At 63.8% G+C, this 15,382-nt stretch carries 12 protein-coding genes; 11 read left to right on the forward strand and 1 reads right to left on the reverse strand.

The features are described 5' to 3' along the window. Positions 1–73 precede the first annotated feature (73 nt). From X751_RS151095 to X751_RS151075, 5 genes are read left to right on the forward strand one after another with little or no spacing between them, the layout of a single operon-like run. The gene (locus X751_RS151095) at positions 74–718 is read left to right on the forward strand and encodes a DUF2291 family protein (RefSeq protein ID WP_023744757.1); all 645 of its coding nucleotides are present in this window, start codon (positions 74–76) and stop codon (positions 716–718) included. Further along, the gene (locus tag X751_RS151090; RefSeq protein ID WP_023744758.1) at positions 715–2,271 is read left to right on the forward strand and encodes a sugar ABC transporter ATP-binding protein; all 1,557 of its coding nucleotides are present in this window, start codon (positions 715–717) and stop codon (positions 2,269–2,271) included. The genes X751_RS151095 and X751_RS151090 overlap by 4 nt, the downstream gene beginning before the upstream one ends. After that, entirely contained in the window at positions 2,264–3,328 is a 1,065-nt protein-coding gene (locus tag X751_RS151085; protein WP_023688190.1) for an ABC transporter permease, read from the forward strand. The genes X751_RS151090 and X751_RS151085 overlap by 8 nt, the downstream gene beginning before the upstream one ends. A gap of 2 nt (positions 3,329–3,330) precedes the next feature. Beyond that, on the forward strand, positions 3,331–4,365 hold the full coding sequence (locus tag X751_RS151080) for a Gfo/Idh/MocA family oxidoreductase (RefSeq protein ID WP_023744759.1): 1,035 nt from the start codon (positions 3,331–3,333) through the stop codon (positions 4,363–4,365). Continuing rightward, entirely contained in the window at positions 4,362–6,200 is a 1,839-nt protein-coding gene (locus X751_RS151075) for a hypothetical protein (RefSeq protein ID WP_023744760.1), read from the forward strand. Before X751_RS151080 ends, X751_RS151075 begins: the two co-directional genes overlap by 4 nt. A 2-nt stretch (positions 6,201–6,202) precedes the next feature. Here X751_RS151075 and X751_RS151070 read toward each other — a convergent pair whose 3' ends face one another. Further along, a complete protein-coding gene (locus X751_RS151070) occupies positions 6,203–6,916 on the reverse strand; it encodes a transcriptional regulator NanR (RefSeq protein ID WP_023672607.1) in 714 nt (237 codons plus the stop codon). Between the two features lie 187 nt (positions 6,917–7,103). Between X751_RS151070 and oiaX the strand changes: the two genes are divergently transcribed. The 6 genes from oiaX (at position 7,104) to X751_RS151040 (ending at position 15,265) form a co-directional block, all read left to right on the forward strand. Beyond that, positions 7,104–8,354, forward strand: coding sequence for a 3-oxo-isoapionate-4-phosphate decarboxylase OiaX (oiaX, locus tag X751_RS151065; RefSeq protein ID WP_023744761.1), 1,251 nt, complete (start codon positions 7,104–7,106; stop codon positions 8,352–8,354). A gap of 4 nt (positions 8,355–8,358) precedes the next feature. After that, complete coding sequence (locus X751_RS151060) at positions 8,359–9,693, forward strand: four-carbon acid sugar kinase family protein (protein ID WP_023744762.1); 1,335 nt, start codon at positions 8,359–8,361, stop codon at positions 9,691–9,693. A 233-nt stretch (positions 9,694–9,926) separates the two neighbouring features. After that, entirely contained in the window at positions 9,927–11,444 is a 1,518-nt protein-coding gene (locus X751_RS151055) for an FGGY-family carbohydrate kinase (protein ID WP_023744763.1), read from the forward strand. After that, positions 11,441–12,217 carry a DeoR/GlpR family DNA-binding transcription regulator gene (locus X751_RS151050; protein ID WP_031193112.1) on the forward strand — a complete coding sequence of 259 codons (777 nt, stop codon included), beginning with the start codon at positions 11,441–11,443 and terminating at the stop codon, positions 12,215–12,217. Before X751_RS151055 ends, X751_RS151050 begins: the two co-directional genes overlap by 4 nt. Then, complete coding sequence (locus X751_RS151045; protein ID WP_023744764.1) at positions 12,214–13,926, forward strand: glycerol-3-phosphate dehydrogenase/oxidase; 1,713 nt, start codon at positions 12,214–12,216, stop codon at positions 13,924–13,926. The genes X751_RS151050 and X751_RS151045 overlap by 4 nt, the downstream gene beginning before the upstream one ends. 325 nt (positions 13,927–14,251) lie before the next feature. Next, on the forward strand, positions 14,252–15,265 hold the full coding sequence (locus X751_RS151040) for a sugar-binding transcriptional regulator (protein WP_023706021.1): 1,014 nt from the start codon (positions 14,252–14,254) through the stop codon (positions 15,263–15,265). Positions 15,266–15,382: the final 117 nt, after the last annotated feature.

Here is a 15,382-nt window from a genome sequence, read left to right on the forward strand (position 1 = left end):
GGGGCGACCCAAGGGTCGTCCCTCGTCGCCATTTTCCGTGGGTGCCGACCACCATGCTGAACAACAAACCATCATGCTGAACAACAAGCCGAACTGGCCGATCCTTGTCGTTGCAGTCGGCATCAGCCTGACCGCCTGCAAGATCCTGCCGACGCCCTCGGGGGACAGCGGCAGCGCCGCCGCCTTCAATCCGGACAAGATGGTCGAGGAGATCTGGGCCGCGAAGGTCGTGCCATATCTCCAAAAAAAGGCCGGACCGTTTGCGCAAGTCCACGCTCTGGCGAAAACCGATCCTGCTTCCGCCGGCGCCAAATATGGCAATCCGAACAAGCAGGCGAATTCGCCCTGGACCTTCGCGGTTCGCGTCGAGGGCAAGATCATCGCCGCCAACACGCAGTCGCGGGCAGCGACCATGGATGTCGATGTCGACGGCGACGGCAAGGCCGATGCGCGGGTCCAGATCGGGCCGGCGATGCGCGGAACCGCGCTGCGCGACAGCCTCGATTTCATCCAGTTCAACGATTTTACCAATCAGATCGACTTTGCCCAGTTGGGCAAGGCGTTCAACGCCTATGCCGTCAAGGCCGTGCTTGCCAAACTGCCGCGTGACGCGCTGGAAGGTCGGACCGCCAAGGTTCTCGGCGCCTATACGCTCGAGAGCGGCCAGGACCTGCCGCTGGTGACGCCGGCGGAGGCAGAAATCGGGCCGAAGCCATGAGCGCTGCGGTTGCTCACGATGTCGTCTTGAAGCTGGAGGACGTCTCCAAGGTCTATTCCGGCACCGTCGCGGTCAAGCGCGCGAATTTCGAGGTGCGCAAGGGCGCCGTCAATGTGCTGGTCGGCGAAAACGGCGCCGGCAAATCGACGCTGATGAAGATCATCGCCGGCGTCGAACAGCCGACGCTCGGCCGGATCCTCCTGGAAGGGGAGGAGGTCTCCTTCTCGTCATCGGGCGACGCGGTGAACCGCGGCATCGGCATGGTGTTCCAGGAGCTGAACCTGTTTGGCAATATGACCGTCGCCGAGAACATCTTCGCCACGCGCGAGATCACCAACCGGTTCCGCAAGATCGACCGCAAGGAGCAGGAGCGCCGTGCGGCGCAATTTCTCGAACGCCTGCAGGCCGGGATAAGGCCCGACATGCTGGTCGAGGATCTGCGCATCGGCCAGCAGCAGCTGGTCGAGATCGCCAAGGCGGTTTCGCTCGATGCGCGCATCCTGATCATGGACGAGCCGACCTCGGCGCTCAGTGCGGCCGAAGTCGAGATCCTGTTCAAGGTGATCGCCGACCTCAAGGCGCGCGGCGTGGCGATCGTCTACATCTCGCACCGGCTGGAAGAGCTGATCCGCATTGGCGACTACATCACGGTGCTGCGCGATGGACACATCACCGGCCAGGAAGAGATGAAAAACGTCGACACGCGGTGGATCGTGCGGCAGATGATCGGCTCCGACGCCAAGGATTTCGCCAAGGCCGACGGCCATGTTCCCGGCGAAGAAATATTCCGCGCCGAGGACATCTGCCTGCCGCGCGCCACCGGCGGGCTGGCGGTCGATCACGTCTCGCTGTCGCTGCGCGCCGGCGAGATCCTCGGCATATACGGCCTGATGGGCGCCGGGCGGAGCGAGCTGTTCGACTGCATCATGGGCCGCCATGGCCAGGCTACCGGCGCGATCTTCATCGCCGGCAAAAAGGTCAAGGAGCGCGACACGACGCGGCGTATCCGGCGCGGGCTGGCGCTGATCCCCGAAGACCGCCAACGCGAAGGGCTGGTGTCGATCCTCTCCGTCGCCAGCAATCTGACGCTGGCCAGCCTGTCGCGCTTTGTCCGCCTGTTCCACATCCGCGGCGGCCACGAGAAGCAGGCGGTGATGCAGATGGTGCGGGAACTGGCGATCAAGGTCGCCCACCCGGCGCAGGAGGTGTCGTCGCTGTCGGGCGGCAACCAGCAAAAGGTGGTGATCGGCAAGGCGCTGCTCACCGGGCCGAAGGTGCTGCTGATGGATGAGCCCAGCCGCGGCATCGATGTCGGCGCCAAGGCCGACGTCTTCCGCACCATGCGCAAACTGTCGCGCGACGGGTTGGGCATTCTGTTCGCCACCTCGGATCTCGATGAGGTGATGGCGCTGTCCGACCGCATCGCGGTGATGAGCAATGGAAAACTGACGGGCATGTTCGATCGCTCCGAGGCGACGGAGGCAGCCCTTGTCGCCGCCTCGGCACTTGGCCACGGACCGACCCCGCACACGGAGAAAAGCGCCCATGACTGACATCCCGGCCAAGGCGGCTGTCTCCTCCGTCTCGAGCGGCTCGCTGCTGCTGACGCTGATGAAGGCGAGGACGTTCATCGCGCTGATCGCCGTCTTGATCTTCTTTTCGATCGCGGCGCCGAATTTCCTGTCGACCGCCAACCTGATCCTGATGTCGAAACATGTGGCGCTGAACGCCTTCCTCGCCATGGGCATGACCTTCGTCATCATCACCGGCGGCATCGACCTGTCGGTCGGCTCGATCGTCGGCCTGTGTGGCATGGTCGCCGGCTACCTCGTGCTGAACGGCATCGACCTGCAATTCGGCTACACCGTCTATTTCAACGTCGTCGAGATCGCGCTGATCACGCTGGCGGTCGGCATATTGATCGGCGCCGTCAACGGACTGCTGATCACCAGGCTGAACGTCGCGCCGTTCATCGCCACGCTCGGCGTGCTCTATGTCGCGCGCGGCCTGGCGTTGCTGTCGTCGGACGGCCGCACCTTCCCCAACCTGGTCGGCAAGCCGGAGCTCGGCACCACCGGGTTTGGTTTCCTCGGCGCCGGGCGGCTGCTTGGCCTGCCTGTGGCGATCTGGATCCTGATCGTCGTCGCGCTGGCTGCGGCCTATCTCGCCAAATACACGCCGCTCGGCCGCCACATCTTCGCCGTCGGCGGCAATGAGCGGGCGTCGCGAATTTCGGGCGTTCGTGTCAACATGGTGAAAATGTTCGTCTACATGTTCTCCGGCTTCTGCGCGGCGATCGTCGGCCTGATCATCTCGTCGGAACTGATGGCCTCGCACCCGGCAACGGGCGAAAGTTTCGAGCTCAACGCCATCGCGGCGGCAGTGCTCGGCGGCACCTCGATGTCGGGTGGGCGCGGCACGATCGGCGGCACCATTGTCGGCGCCTTCGTCATCGGCATTCTTTCGGACGGGTTGGTGATGATGGGCGTGAGTTCCTTCTGGCAGATGGTGATCAAGGGCCTTGTCATCATCGTCGCCGTCGTCGTCGACCAAGCGCAGCGCCGGCTGCAGAGCCGGGTGACGCTGATGCAGATGGCAAAGGCAGGCTGAGCATGGCGGAGTTGCGGGGAGGGCTCATCGGCTGCGGCTTCTTTGCCATCAACCAGATGCATGCCTGGCGCGACATTGAAGGCGCCGCGATGGTCGCCATTTGCGACCGCGACCCGGAGCGGCTGCGCATCATCGGCGACCAGTTCGGTATTGCGAAGCGCTACACCGACGCGGCAGAGATGTTTGCAAGCGAAAGCCTCGACTTCGTCGATATCGCCACCACCGTTCCCAGCCATCGTCCGCTGGTCGAGATGGCGGCGCTGCACCGTGTGCCGGTGATTTGCCAAAAGCCGTTCGCGCCGACGCTTGCCGACGCCAAGGCGATGGTGAGGGCCTGCGTGGAAGCCGGCGTACCGCTGATGGTGCATGAGAATTTTCGTTGGCAGTCGGCGATCCAGGCGGTGCGTGCCGTGCTCGACAGCGGCGAGATCGGCACGCCGTTCTTCGGGCGCATCTCCTTCCGCTCTGCCTATGACGTGTTTTCCGGCCAGCCCTATCTCGCCGAGGGAAAGCGCTTCATCATCGAGGATCTCGGTATCCACAGTCTCGACATCGCCCGTTTTCTACTGGGCGACGTGTCGACGATCACGACGCGAACCGCGCGCATCAACCCCGGCATCGCGGGCGAAGATGTCGCGACGATGCTGATGGACCACAAGAGCGGGGCGACGTCAGTGGTCGACTGTAGCTACGCGACGAAGCTCGCCACCGAACCGTTTCCCGAAACGCTGATCGAGATCGACGGCAGCGACGGCACGATCCGCTTGGCGCAGGGATATCGGCTCACCGTCACCGGCAGGAGCGGCACGAAGATCACCGACGTTTCGCCGCCCTTACTCGCCTGGGCATCGCGCCCATGGCACAACATCCAGGAGAGCGTCGTCGCCATCCAGCAGCACTGGGTCGACTGCCTGGCAAAGGGAACCGAGCCGGCGACCTCGGGCGCCGACAACCTCAAGACATTCGCGCTGGTCGAGGCGGCCTATCTGGGCGCCGCGAGCCACGAACCTGTCCACCTGGATGGCTTGCTGACATGACAGCCGACGCCTTCCTCCTCTACGGTACGCATGCCGTCGAGGCGGAGCCGGTCAGGCTGAATGCCGGTCTGCTCAGCGCCGACTTTGTCAACGGCAACCTGCGCACCATCCGTTACGGTGGCATCGAAGTGTTGCGCGCCATCGCCTACATCGTGCGCGACCGCGACTGGGGCACCTATGAACCGGCGCTGACGGACCTTGCCGTCGATCAGGACGCCGACAGCTTCTCCGTCAGCTACTCCGCAACTTGCTTAGCACCGGGCGGAAGCCGGCTCGACTTTCGCGCTACGATCAAGGGCTCCGCCAACGGTCACCTAGTGTTCGACGTCAGCGCGGTCCCTGAAAGCGATTTCGAGACCAATCGCTGCGGTTTTTGCGTCCTGCATCCGATCGCCGGCCTCGCCGGCAGCCCGGTCACGGTCGAGCATACCGACGGCAGCGTGGTGGCGACGAAACTGCCGCTGTTGATCGATCCCTGGCAGCCTTTCAAGGATTTGCGCGCGATCACCCACGAGGTCCGGCCGGGCATCACTGCCGAATGCCGGATGGAGGGCGACACTTTCGAGATGGAGGACCAGCGCAACTGGTCGGACGCGTCCTACAAGACCTATGTGCGGCCACTGGCGCTGCCTTGGCCCTATGTGCTGCCGGCCGGCCAAACTGTAAGCCAGACGGTCAGCCTGCGCATCACCGGCGAGGGGGGAATGCCGGCCGCAGCATCTGCCGCCGAACCGGTCAGCGTCGAACTCGGCGAGACCGGGCAGAGGCTGCCGGATCTCGGCGTGATCATCTACCCGGATGAGGTCGAAGCAGCGCTCGCAAATCTTTCGACATTGACCGAGCTCGGCCCGCAGCAACTTGTCTTCCACTACGATCCGACGCGCGGCCACGGTCTCGAAGCATTGCAGTCTTATGCAAGGCTCACCGCCGCCTATCCGGTGCAGACGACGCTGGAATGCGTCGTTGCCTGCGCGGGCGACCTCGATGCCGAGCTGTCAGGCGTTGCCAACATGGTGCGTCAAGCCGGGTTGAAGCTTTCGGCCATTGCCGTCTCGCCTTCGGTTGACCGGCAGTCGACACCGCCGGGCAGCGCGTGGCCGGACTGTCCGCCGCTCGAAGACGTCTATGCCGCGGCCCGTCGCGCCTTTCCCGATATCCGGCTCGGCGGCGGCATGTTCAGCTATTTCACCGAGCTCAACCGCAAGCGCGTGCCGGCGGGCCAACTCGATTTCGTCACCCACTGCACGTGCCCGATCGTGCACGCCGCCGACGATCTCAGCGTCATGCAGTCGCTGGAGGCGCTGCCCTTCATCACCGCGTCGGCGCGGGCGATCTTCGGGGAAAAGCCTTACCGCATCGGTCCATCGACGATCGCCATGCGCCAGAACCCCTATGGCGGCGCGACCAAGGGCAATCCCGGGGGCCAGCGCATCGCCATGGCCGATCGCGACCCTCGCCATGCCGGCCTGTTCGCAGCCGCATGGGCGATCGGCTATGCCGCGCGTGTCGCGCCGGCCGGGCTGGAACTGCTCACGCTGTCCGGCTTCGCCGGGCCTTTCGGCGTGCTCGCAGCATCCGGCGAACCCGTCGCGGAAGGATCGCCTCGGCCGATCTTCGATGCCATCAAGGGGCTTTGCGAACTGGCCGGCCTTACGTATGTGGCGACGAAAACGAGCGACGAGACCAAGGTGCTGGCGCTGGCCGGCCGCTCCGCTTCGGGCAAGACCGTGGCGTGGCTGGCGAACCTGACGGCGGACGACGTGACGGTCGACATCTCAGCGTTTGGCCGAGGCCAACTGGTGATGACCCCTTACGCGATCACGCGGATCGGCTGAAATCAGTTGCCGGAGTTCATCACATAAAGCGCGCGCGAGCGCTCGAGGTGCTTGATCATCGCCTTCTCGGCGCCGTCGGCATCCTTCTTCTCGATGCGGCCGATGATCTCTTCATGCTCGGTCAGCGTGAACTGTTCCTTGCCGGTCCAGATCAGCATTTCGGTGTGATATTCCTTCAGCCAACCGAGCATCGCCTCGCTGACGGCGATATAGATCGGGTTGCCTGAAATGGCCGCGATCTGGGTGTGAAACTTCATGTCGGCTGAAATGAAAGCCTCGGAATCGCCGCGAAAGCCACGCTGTTCGGCAATTGTGGCCCGCAGCTGCTCAACGTCCTCGGCAGTGGCATTTTCGGCGGCTTCCCTGACCATGCCGCGCTCGAAGAAGATGCGCGCCGTTTTCAGGTGCTCCAGCGTGTCCTTCGACGACGACAGGATGATCTTGGCTGCGCCGTCGACCTGCTTGATGATCGACTTGGCGGTCAGCTGCAGCACCTTGGCGCGTTCCCCATGCGAGATCGCGACGAGGCCCATATTGCTCAGCGCCTGCATCGCCTCGCGGATCGCGGGACGGCCGACCTCGAAGCGCTCCATCAACTCGCGCTCCGACGGCATGTCGTCGCCCGGCGTCAATTCTCCGCTGGTGATCAGGCGCTTCAGCCGCAAAAACACTTCGTCGGAAAGTTTGCGCCGGACGATCGGCTCCGAACGGTTCATCGTCGCGAATCACTCCCTTGACCTGTGTCTATCTAGCACTGCCGCAGCTGTTCCCGGAATGGCTGTCGCCCCGATCGCCCATAGCCGCCAGACAGGATATTGCTTGCAAAGCTTATGTACTCATTATACCAGATTCCGACGATCAAGGAACTCTTTTCGAACCCCCTGCGGCCTCAGACAACGAACCATGATCACGCTCACCTACCGCATCGAGACATCAGGCAGCATCGAGACGCTGGCAGCCAAGATCGCCAGCGACCAGTCGACTGGAACCTTCGTCGCGCTGCCCGGCGAGACCGAGGAACTGAAAGCCCGGGTGGCCGCGCGTGTCCTGGCCATTCGGCACCTGCCGGACGCACTTCGCCCCTCCATTCCCGAGGCCGGTAACGGGCCGTTCAAGCGCGCGGATGTCGACATCGCCTTTCCATTCGATGCCATCGGCCACGACCTGTCGGCTCTGATGACCATTGCCATCGGCGGCGCCTATTCGATCAAGGGCCTAACCGGCATTCGCGTTGTCGACATGAAGCTGCCGGAGCAATTCCGCGGCGCGCATCCAGGTCCGCAATTCGGCGTCGCCGGCAGCCGCAGGCTGACAGGTGTCACGGATCGGCCGATCATCGGCACCATCGTCAAGCCGGCGCTGGGGCTGCGGCCCCCCGAGACCGCCGCGATGGTGGGCGAGCTGATCGCCGCCGGTGTCGATTTCATCAAGGACGATGAGAAGCTGATGAGCCCAGCCTATTCGCCGCTGGCGGAGCGGGTAAAGGCAATCATGCCGCTGATCCTCGACCACGAGCAGAGGACCGGCAAGAAGGTGATGTACGCCTTCGGCATCTCGCATGCCGACCCGGACGAGATGATGCGCAATCACGATCTGGTGGCCAAGGCCGGCGGAAATTGCGCGGTGGTCAACATCAACTCCGTCGGTTTCGGTGGCCTGGCCTTCTTGAGAAAACGCTCCAGCCTGGTGCTTCACGCTCATCGCAACGGCTGGGACATCCTCACCCGCCATCCCGGCCTCGGTATGAACTTCAAGGTCTGGCAACAGTTCTGGCGGCTGCTCGGCGTCGACCAGTTCCAGATCAACGGCATCCAATCGAAATACTGGGAGCCGGACGCGTCTTTCGTCGAGTCCTTCAAGGCGGTGACGACGCCGATTTTTGCCCCTGAGGATTGCGCCTTGCCTGTGGCGGGCTCCGGCCAATGGGGCGGGCAAGCGCCCGAGACCTATGAACGGACCGGCCGGACGGTCGATCTGCTCTATCTGTGCGGCGGCGGCATCGTCAGCCATCCGGATGGACCGGGCGCCGGGGTGCGTGCCGTGCAGCAAGCCTGGCAGGCGGCGGTCGACGGCATTCCGCTGGCGGATTTCGCCTTGAGCCATCCGGAGCTGGCGCGGTCGATCGAAAAATTCGGCGACGGCAAAACGGCCTGAAGCAATGCAAGACCTGCTTCTCAGCTATTATGGCGACGACCTCACCGGCTCGACCGACGTCATGGAAGCGCTCGAACTCGGCGGCGTCCCGACCGTGCTGTTCATGCGCCAGCCGGACGCGGCCATGCTTGCGCAGTTCAGCCACTGCCGCGCCATTGGATTGGCCGGCACCAGCCGCAGCGAGACGCCACAATGGATGGACACGCATCTGAGCGATGCCTTCGCCTGGCTGAAGACGCTGAATGCCGCGATCTGTCACTACAAGGTCTGCTCGACCTTCGATTCCAGCCCGACCATCGGCAGCATCGGTCGCGCCATCGAGATCGGCCGCTCGGTCTTCGTGCAGGACAGCGTGCCGCTGCTGGTCGGGGCGCCGCAGCTCAAGCGTTACACGGCCTTCGGTCATTTGTTCGCGGCCTATCGCGAAAAGTATTTCCGCATCGACCGCCATCCGGTGATGAGCCGCCACCCGACGACGCCGATGGATGAATCCGACCTGCTGATCCATCTGTCGCGGCAGACGGAGCTCACATCGGGGCTGGTCGATCTCGCGACGTTGCAGTCGGTGTCGCGCTCGGAAGCCTTCGACCGCTTGCTCGCTGAGGGCACCGACATCGTACTTGTCGATGTCGACAGCCTCGAGACGCAGGCGCTTGCCGGCAAGGGGATATGGCGCGCCCGCAAGCCGGGCGGTTCGTTCGTCGTCGGCTCGTCCGGGATCGAATATGCGCTGCTGGCCGAATGGGTGTCGAGTGGGACAGTCAGAGCTGAGCCAGGATTTTCGCCGCCAGGTGCCGCCGACCGGATCGCGGTCGTCTCGGGCAGTTGTTCGCCGACGACCGAACGACAGATCCGGCACGCTTTGACCGACGGCTTCGATGGCATCGAGGTCGATCCCGTCGAACTGATCTCCGAAGCTTCCGGAGATGCGATCGCACGCGCGACGGCAGCCGGTCGCGCCAGTCTGGAAGCCGGGCGCAGCGTCGTTCTCTACACGGCCCTTGGACCCGCGGCCGACAGGGGGGGCGAAATCGACCGCCAGGAAGGCGCCCGCCACAAGCTCGGGCGGGGCCTCGGCGAACTGCTTCGCGCGCTGACCATCGAGCAGAAGTTGCAGCGCGTGGTCGTTGCCGGCGGCGATACGTCGAGCCACGCGCTCGGCCAGATGGGTGTCGATGCGCTGACCGTGCGGATGCCGTTGCCGGCGTCGCCGGGCTCGCCGCTTTGCGTCGCTCACTCGCGTATTGAGGCGATCGATGGGCTGGAGGTGGCGCTCAAGGGCGGGCAGGTCGGAACCGACCGCTATTTCAGCGCCATCCGCGACGGCCTTAGCCGCTGACAACGCGTCGCTCCGGCAACCGCGAGATCCATCCGTGGCTCCCTGGCGCCGAAGCCTTTTTGTCGCGTATGTTGACGTTAAATTCACATAAAGATATGAGTTCTTTGTTGCGGCGAGGTGCTTTTGCCGTTTGTCCCCCTTGCTCAATCGGGGTTGTCGCCATGTGTTTCGCCCTTGCATCAGACTGCAGGATCGCCCTGTAGCAATCGCCAATGCTGAAAGAGGCGGTGATCATGCCCAGCCTGCTCGGAATCGATAACGGCCTCACGGTCACCAAGGCGGTCATCTTCGATGCCGACGGCACGCAATTGTCCGTGGCGCGTCGCCGGGTGCCGCAATCGATGCCCCACGCGCGCTGGGTGGAGCGCGACATGTCAGGCCTGTGGCAAGCAACAGCCGACGCCATCAAGGAGGCGATCGCGCTCTCCGGCAGGCCGGCGGAAGACATCAAGGCGGTGGCGGCGACCGCGCATGGCGATGGTCTCTATCTGCTCGATCATGATCGTCAGCCTTTGGGATCAGGCATCCTGTCGCTCGACAGCCGCGCCGGCGACATTGTCGAAAGGTGGTCCGCCGGTACCGTTTTCACCGATGCGCTGGCGACGACGGGCCAGACGCCGCATGTTTCGGCGCCGTCGGCGCTGCTGGCGTGGCTTAAGCAGAACGATCCTGATCGCTATGGCCGCATCGGCCATGTGCTGGCCTGCAAGGACTGGCTGCGCTTTTGCCTGACCGGCACGATCGGGACCGACCGCACGGAGGCCAGCACTTCATTCACGGATTTTCGCACGCAAGCCTATGCGCCTGAAGCGCTGCGCATCTTCGGGTTGGAGGATCTGTTCAACGCGCTGCCGCCGGTGGCGCATTCCGCTGACATCGCCGGTCAAGTCACAGCCGATGCCGCCGAAAGGACCGGCCTTCGCAAGGGAACACCGGTCGCCTGCGGCCTGCACGACGTGGCCGCCTCGGCGCTTGGCATGGGCGGCCATGAAGACGGCGTGCTCGCCATCGTCGCCGGCACCTATTCCATCAATGAAGTCGTCTCTTCGCAACCGCGCGTCGACCGGCGTTGGTTCTGCCGCAACGCCATCGATGCGGGCCGTTGGAACAACATGTCGATCTCGCCGGCCTCGACCGCGAACTACGACTGGTTTCTCGGCACGTTTTGCCGCGCGGAGCAGGACAGGACGGATGGCGGCTCCCTCCACGAATTGCTGGCGGGAGAGATCGACGCGGCGTTGAAGAAGCCTTCGACCATCCTGTTTCATCCCTATCTGTTCGGCTCTCCCTATGGCGATTTGGCCAGCGGCAGCTTTGTCGGCCTGCATGGCTGGCACAATCGCGGCGACATGCTGAAGGCGGTTCTGGAAGGCATCGCCTTCAATCACCGCACCCATGTCGAGGCCTTGCGCGACGGCTTTGCCGTCAGCGAGATCCGCCTGACCGGGGGCGGCTCGCGTAATCCTGCTTTCGTCCAGATGTTTGCCGACGTGCTGAACGCCCCGGTCACCGTCACCTCGACGGATGAGACCGCGGCCCTCGGTGCCGCGCTTTGCGCAGGTGCTGCGGTCGGCTTGTTCAAGACGCCGCAAGAGGGCGCCAGGCAGGTCGGGATGACGGAGCGGACGTATCAACCCGTGCCCGCCTCCAGTGCTGTGTTCAATGAGCGGTTTTCGCTCTACTGCCGCATAGCCGAGCAACTGAAGTCGCATTGGCCTGATATCGAAAGGCTGGCGGGGGTAAACGCATGATCAAGGCCGACGAACGACGAGAAGAGATCGCCGATTATGTGATCAAGCTCGGCCAGGTGCGCATCGATGATCTGGTCGAGCATTTCGGCGTGTCGCGCATGACCATCCACCGGCATATCGACCGGCTGGCGCAGCAGGGCGTGCTGCGCAAGCTGCACGGTGCGGTGACGGTCCAGCCTTCCGGCCTCTACGAGAGCGCTTTCCGCTACCGGGTGACCGTCAATCGAGCCGAGAAGGATGCACTGGCGCGGGCGGCACTGGATTATATCGAGGCCGGCCAGGTGGTGATGCTGGACGATTCATCGACGGCAAACGCGGTCGCGACGCTGCTGCTCGACGTCAAGCCGCTGACCGTCGTTTCCAACAGCGTCTCGACGGCGGGCCAATTGATCAATGTGGACGATATCGATTTCATCTGCCTCGGCGGCCAGTATCATCCCACTTACAATGCCTATATCGGCATTGTCTGCGAGAACGCCGTGGCGCAGTTGCGCGCCAATGTGCTGATCTGTTCGGCTTCGGCCGTCACCGGAACCACTGCTTTCATCCAGGATCCAAATGTCGTGCGGGTCAAGCAGGCGATGATGACCGCCTCCGTGAAGCGCATCCTTTTGGTGGACCACGCAAAATTCGACCGGATCGCGCTGCATGTCTTCGACGATCTGACCAGTTTCGACGCCGTGCTGGTGACCGAGGGCCTCGGCGATGCGCAGGCGCAGAGCCTCGAGCGGGCCGGGGTGAAACTGCGCATCGTCAAGACGAAAGCGCCATGAGCCGAACAGACGGAGCAGGGGCGGACAATCCCGCCGGGCGTCTCGCCGCGATAGCCGGGACCGGCGAGGTCGACGTCGTCATTCTTGGCGCCGGCATCAACGGGGCAGGGCTGTTTCGCGATCTGTGCGCGCAAGGTGTCAGCTGCCTGATCGTCGACAAGGCGGACTTCGGCTCGGGCACCAGTGCCGCGCCGTCGCGGCTCATCCACGGCGGCCTGAAATATCTCGAGACCGGCGAGTTCGGGCTGGTGGCGCAGTCGACGCTCGAACGCAATCTGCTTCTGCAAAACGCGCCGCACTATGTCAGCCCGCTGCCGACCGTCATCCCGATCTTCTCGTGGGGCAAGGGCATGCTGGCGGCGTTGCGAACGCTGTTCGGCTCGACCAGCGCGCCGCGCAGCCGCGGCGCCATACTGATCAAGATCGGGCTGATGATCTACGACTTCTATGGTTCGCGAAACCAGGTCATGCCGCGCCACCGCATGGTCGCGCGGCGGCAGGCGCTTGGCGAGATGCCGGCGCTCAATCCGGCGATCGTCGCCACCGGCACCTACTACGACGCCAAGATAAGTCACCCGGAAAGGCTGGTGCTGGAACTGATCCTCGACGGCTTGCAGGCTCACGCGGCGTCTGCCGGTGCCAACTACACGACACTGGCGGCTTCAGCCAATGGCGTGCTCACCTTCCAGCCGGAAAACGGCGCGGCCTTTTCGGTGCGGCCGAAGCTGGTGGTGAACGCCGGCGGTCCGTGGATCGACGACGTCAATGCGTTGCTTGGTGCTCCATCGAAGATGATCGGCGGCACCAAGGGCTCGCATATCCTGTTGAAGCATGACGAACTGGTCAAAAGCCTGGCCGGGCGCATGCTCTATTTCGAGGCCGATGACGGCCGCATCTGCCTGGTCTACGACTATCTCGGCCTGGCGCTGGTCGGTTCGACCGACATCAAGGCCGACAATCCCGACGCGGTGCGCTGCGAACCCGAAGAAGTCGACTATCTGCTCGACAGCGTGCGAACGCTTTTGCCGGGGATGGCGTTCGAGCACGACCAGATCGTCTACGCCTATAGCGGCATCCGGCCGCTGCCGACGTCTGAAGCAGCGACGCCCGGACTGATCAGCCGCGATCATTCGGCGCCCGTTGCCGAGCCGGACGGCAACAGGCCCTTTGCAGTCATTTCGCTGGTCGGCGGCAAATGGACGACGTTCCGCGGCTTTGCCGAGGAAGTCACTGATACCGTACTCAAGCGCTTGCAGCGCAGCCGCAAGGTGACGACGCGAGCCATGCCGATCGGCGGCGGGAGGGATTTCCCGGCCAACGCCCCGGCCCGCGCGGACTGGCTGGCCGAGGCACAGCAGGCAACAGGCGCCGGGGAAGGGCGCCTTGATCAATTGCTGTCGCGCTACGGGACCAGAGCCGTTGAGATCGCCAGGCATGCGTCGGATGATGAGGGTCGTCTGCCGGACTCGGACGGCTACGGCAAGGCGGAAATCGACTACATCGTGCGCAACGAATTCGTCGAACATCTGGCCGATGTCGTTATGCGCCGCAGCACGTTGGCGATAGGCGGCTCGTTGACGAGCCGCGACCTGACGGAGATTGCCGCGATCGCCGGGCGGGCGTTGGGGTGGAGCACCGAGCGCCTCACGCGGGAGGTCGAAGCCGCTGTTGTCGAGCTCGAGGGCAGGAACCTGATGCGGCTGGACTGATCGCTTGATCGCCGACGCCTAGCTTTTCCTGAGGCAATCCGATCGATTTGCCCTTGTTCCGCCGTGTGCATTAACCTTCCCATTTTGCACCCGGATTGGGATTTGCCGGCGCCTACGGGCTCATGCCGTCACTGGATACGGTAACACAAATTGACGTTAAATTAACAGTACCGTATGGTCATATTATATGCTCACCTTCTAATAGGCTCGCGTTGGCTGCCGAACGTCGGCTGAGGCAACCATCTGCGGAGGGATTGACAGCGGTGCAAAGGTATGAAAATTTTTGCACACAAAGATAATATTATCACCCTGGGGAGGGGATAGCTTGAATTCCGGCGGAAGCGCAAACCGCGACCATGAATCCAGCCTCGCCACGCGCGCGGCCTGGCTGCACTATGCCGGTGGTCTGACCCAGGCCCAGGTGGCCAAGCGGCTTGGCCTGACCAGCCTCAAGGCGCATAGGCTGATCACCAAGGCCAACCAGGAAGGTCTGGTCAGGGTCTTCATCGACGGCGACGTCGCCGAATGCGTCGACCTGGAACAGCGCCTGATCGCCGCCTATGGGCTCCACTATTGCGAGGTGGTTCCCGATCTCGATCAGGACGAACTGCCGCTCAAGGGGCTGGGCATTGCCGGCGCCCAGTTCCTGAAGCGCGAAATCGATCGCGGCGAAGACATGCTGATCGGCGTCGGCCATGGCCGCACGCTTGCCGCCAGCGTCGAATATCTGACGCGCGCAACTGCTGCTCACATCCGTTTCGTCTCGCTGCTTGGCGGCGTGACGCGCAAATTCGCCGCCAACCCGCACGACGTCATGCATCGCCTGGCAGAGCGGACCGGCGCGCAGGCTTTCGTCATGCCGGTGCCTTTTGTCGCCAATACCGCCGAGGACCGTGAAGTGCTGCTTGGCCAACGCGGCATCAGCGATGTGTTCGCTCTCGCCAGCCGGTCCGACCTGATGTTCGTCGGAATAGGCACGGCCGAGCGGGAGGCGTCGCTGGTCGCCACCGGCATGATCGAGCCTTCCGAAATCGATGAGGTCAAGCGGGACGGCGGCGTCGGTGAATTGCTGGCGCATTTCTTCGACGACAAGGGGCGTCCGGTCGAAACGGCGCTGTCGGAAAGAATACTGGCGCTTCCGCGCGATCAGTTGAAGGGCCGCAGGATCGTTGCCGTCGCCGGCGGCAAGGTGAAGGTGCGCGCCATCAAGGCAGTACTCGAAAGCCGTTATCTCAGCGGCCTGATCACCGACGAATGCACGGCCCGCGCGCTGGTCGAGCTCGACGATGCAGCCGGGACCGCGAAGCGCTACGTGAACGGAGGAACTTCGAATGCGTGACAACGGACAATCCGCACCGCTGGTGGTTGCATCATGAGCGCGAAGGCCACCGCCCGGCAAGCTTCGCCCGGCCTGCGCCGGGTGCTTGCCGGCGCTGCGGTTGTGGTTCTGCTCGGC

This window comes from Mesorhizobium sp. LNJC394B00, from assembly GCF_000502555.1.
GTDB lineage: Bacteria > Pseudomonadota > Alphaproteobacteria > Rhizobiales > Rhizobiaceae > Mesorhizobium.

Excerpts from the sequence above, each read along its gene's own strand:
- X751_RS151090 (WP_023744758.1), top strand. The coding sequence starts at position 715 with ATGAGCGCTGCGGTTGCTCACGATGTCGTCTTGAAGCTGGAGGACGTC.
- X751_RS151080 (WP_023744759.1), top strand. The coding sequence starts at position 3,331 with ATGGCGGAGTTGCGGGGAGGGCTCATCGGCTGCGGCTTCTTTGCCATC.
- X751_RS151045 (WP_023744764.1), top strand. The coding sequence starts at position 12,214 with ATGAGCCGAACAGACGGAGCAGGGGCGGACAATCCCGCCGGGCGTCTC.
- oiaX (WP_023744761.1), top strand. The coding sequence starts at position 7,104 with ATGATCACGCTCACCTACCGCATCGAGACATCAGGCAGCATCGAGACG.
- X751_RS151055 (WP_023744763.1), top strand. The coding sequence starts at position 9,927 with ATGCCCAGCCTGCTCGGAATCGATAACGGCCTCACGGTCACCAAGGCG.
- X751_RS151075 (WP_023744760.1), top strand. The coding sequence starts at position 4,362 with ATGACAGCCGACGCCTTCCTCCTCTACGGTACGCATGCCGTCGAGGCG.
- X751_RS151060 (WP_023744762.1), top strand. The coding sequence starts at position 8,359 with ATGCAAGACCTGCTTCTCAGCTATTATGGCGACGACCTCACCGGCTCG.
- X751_RS151070 (WP_023672607.1), bottom strand. The coding sequence starts at position 6,916 with ATGAACCGTTCGGAGCCGATCGTCCGGCGCAAACTTTCCGACGAAGTG.
- X751_RS151095 (WP_023744757.1), top strand. The coding sequence starts at position 74 with ATGCTGAACAACAAGCCGAACTGGCCGATCCTTGTCGTTGCAGTCGGC.
- X751_RS151050 (WP_031193112.1), top strand. The coding sequence starts at position 11,441 with ATGATCAAGGCCGACGAACGACGAGAAGAGATCGCCGATTATGTGATC.
- X751_RS151085 (WP_023688190.1), top strand. The coding sequence starts at position 2,264 with ATGACTGACATCCCGGCCAAGGCGGCTGTCTCCTCCGTCTCGAGCGGC.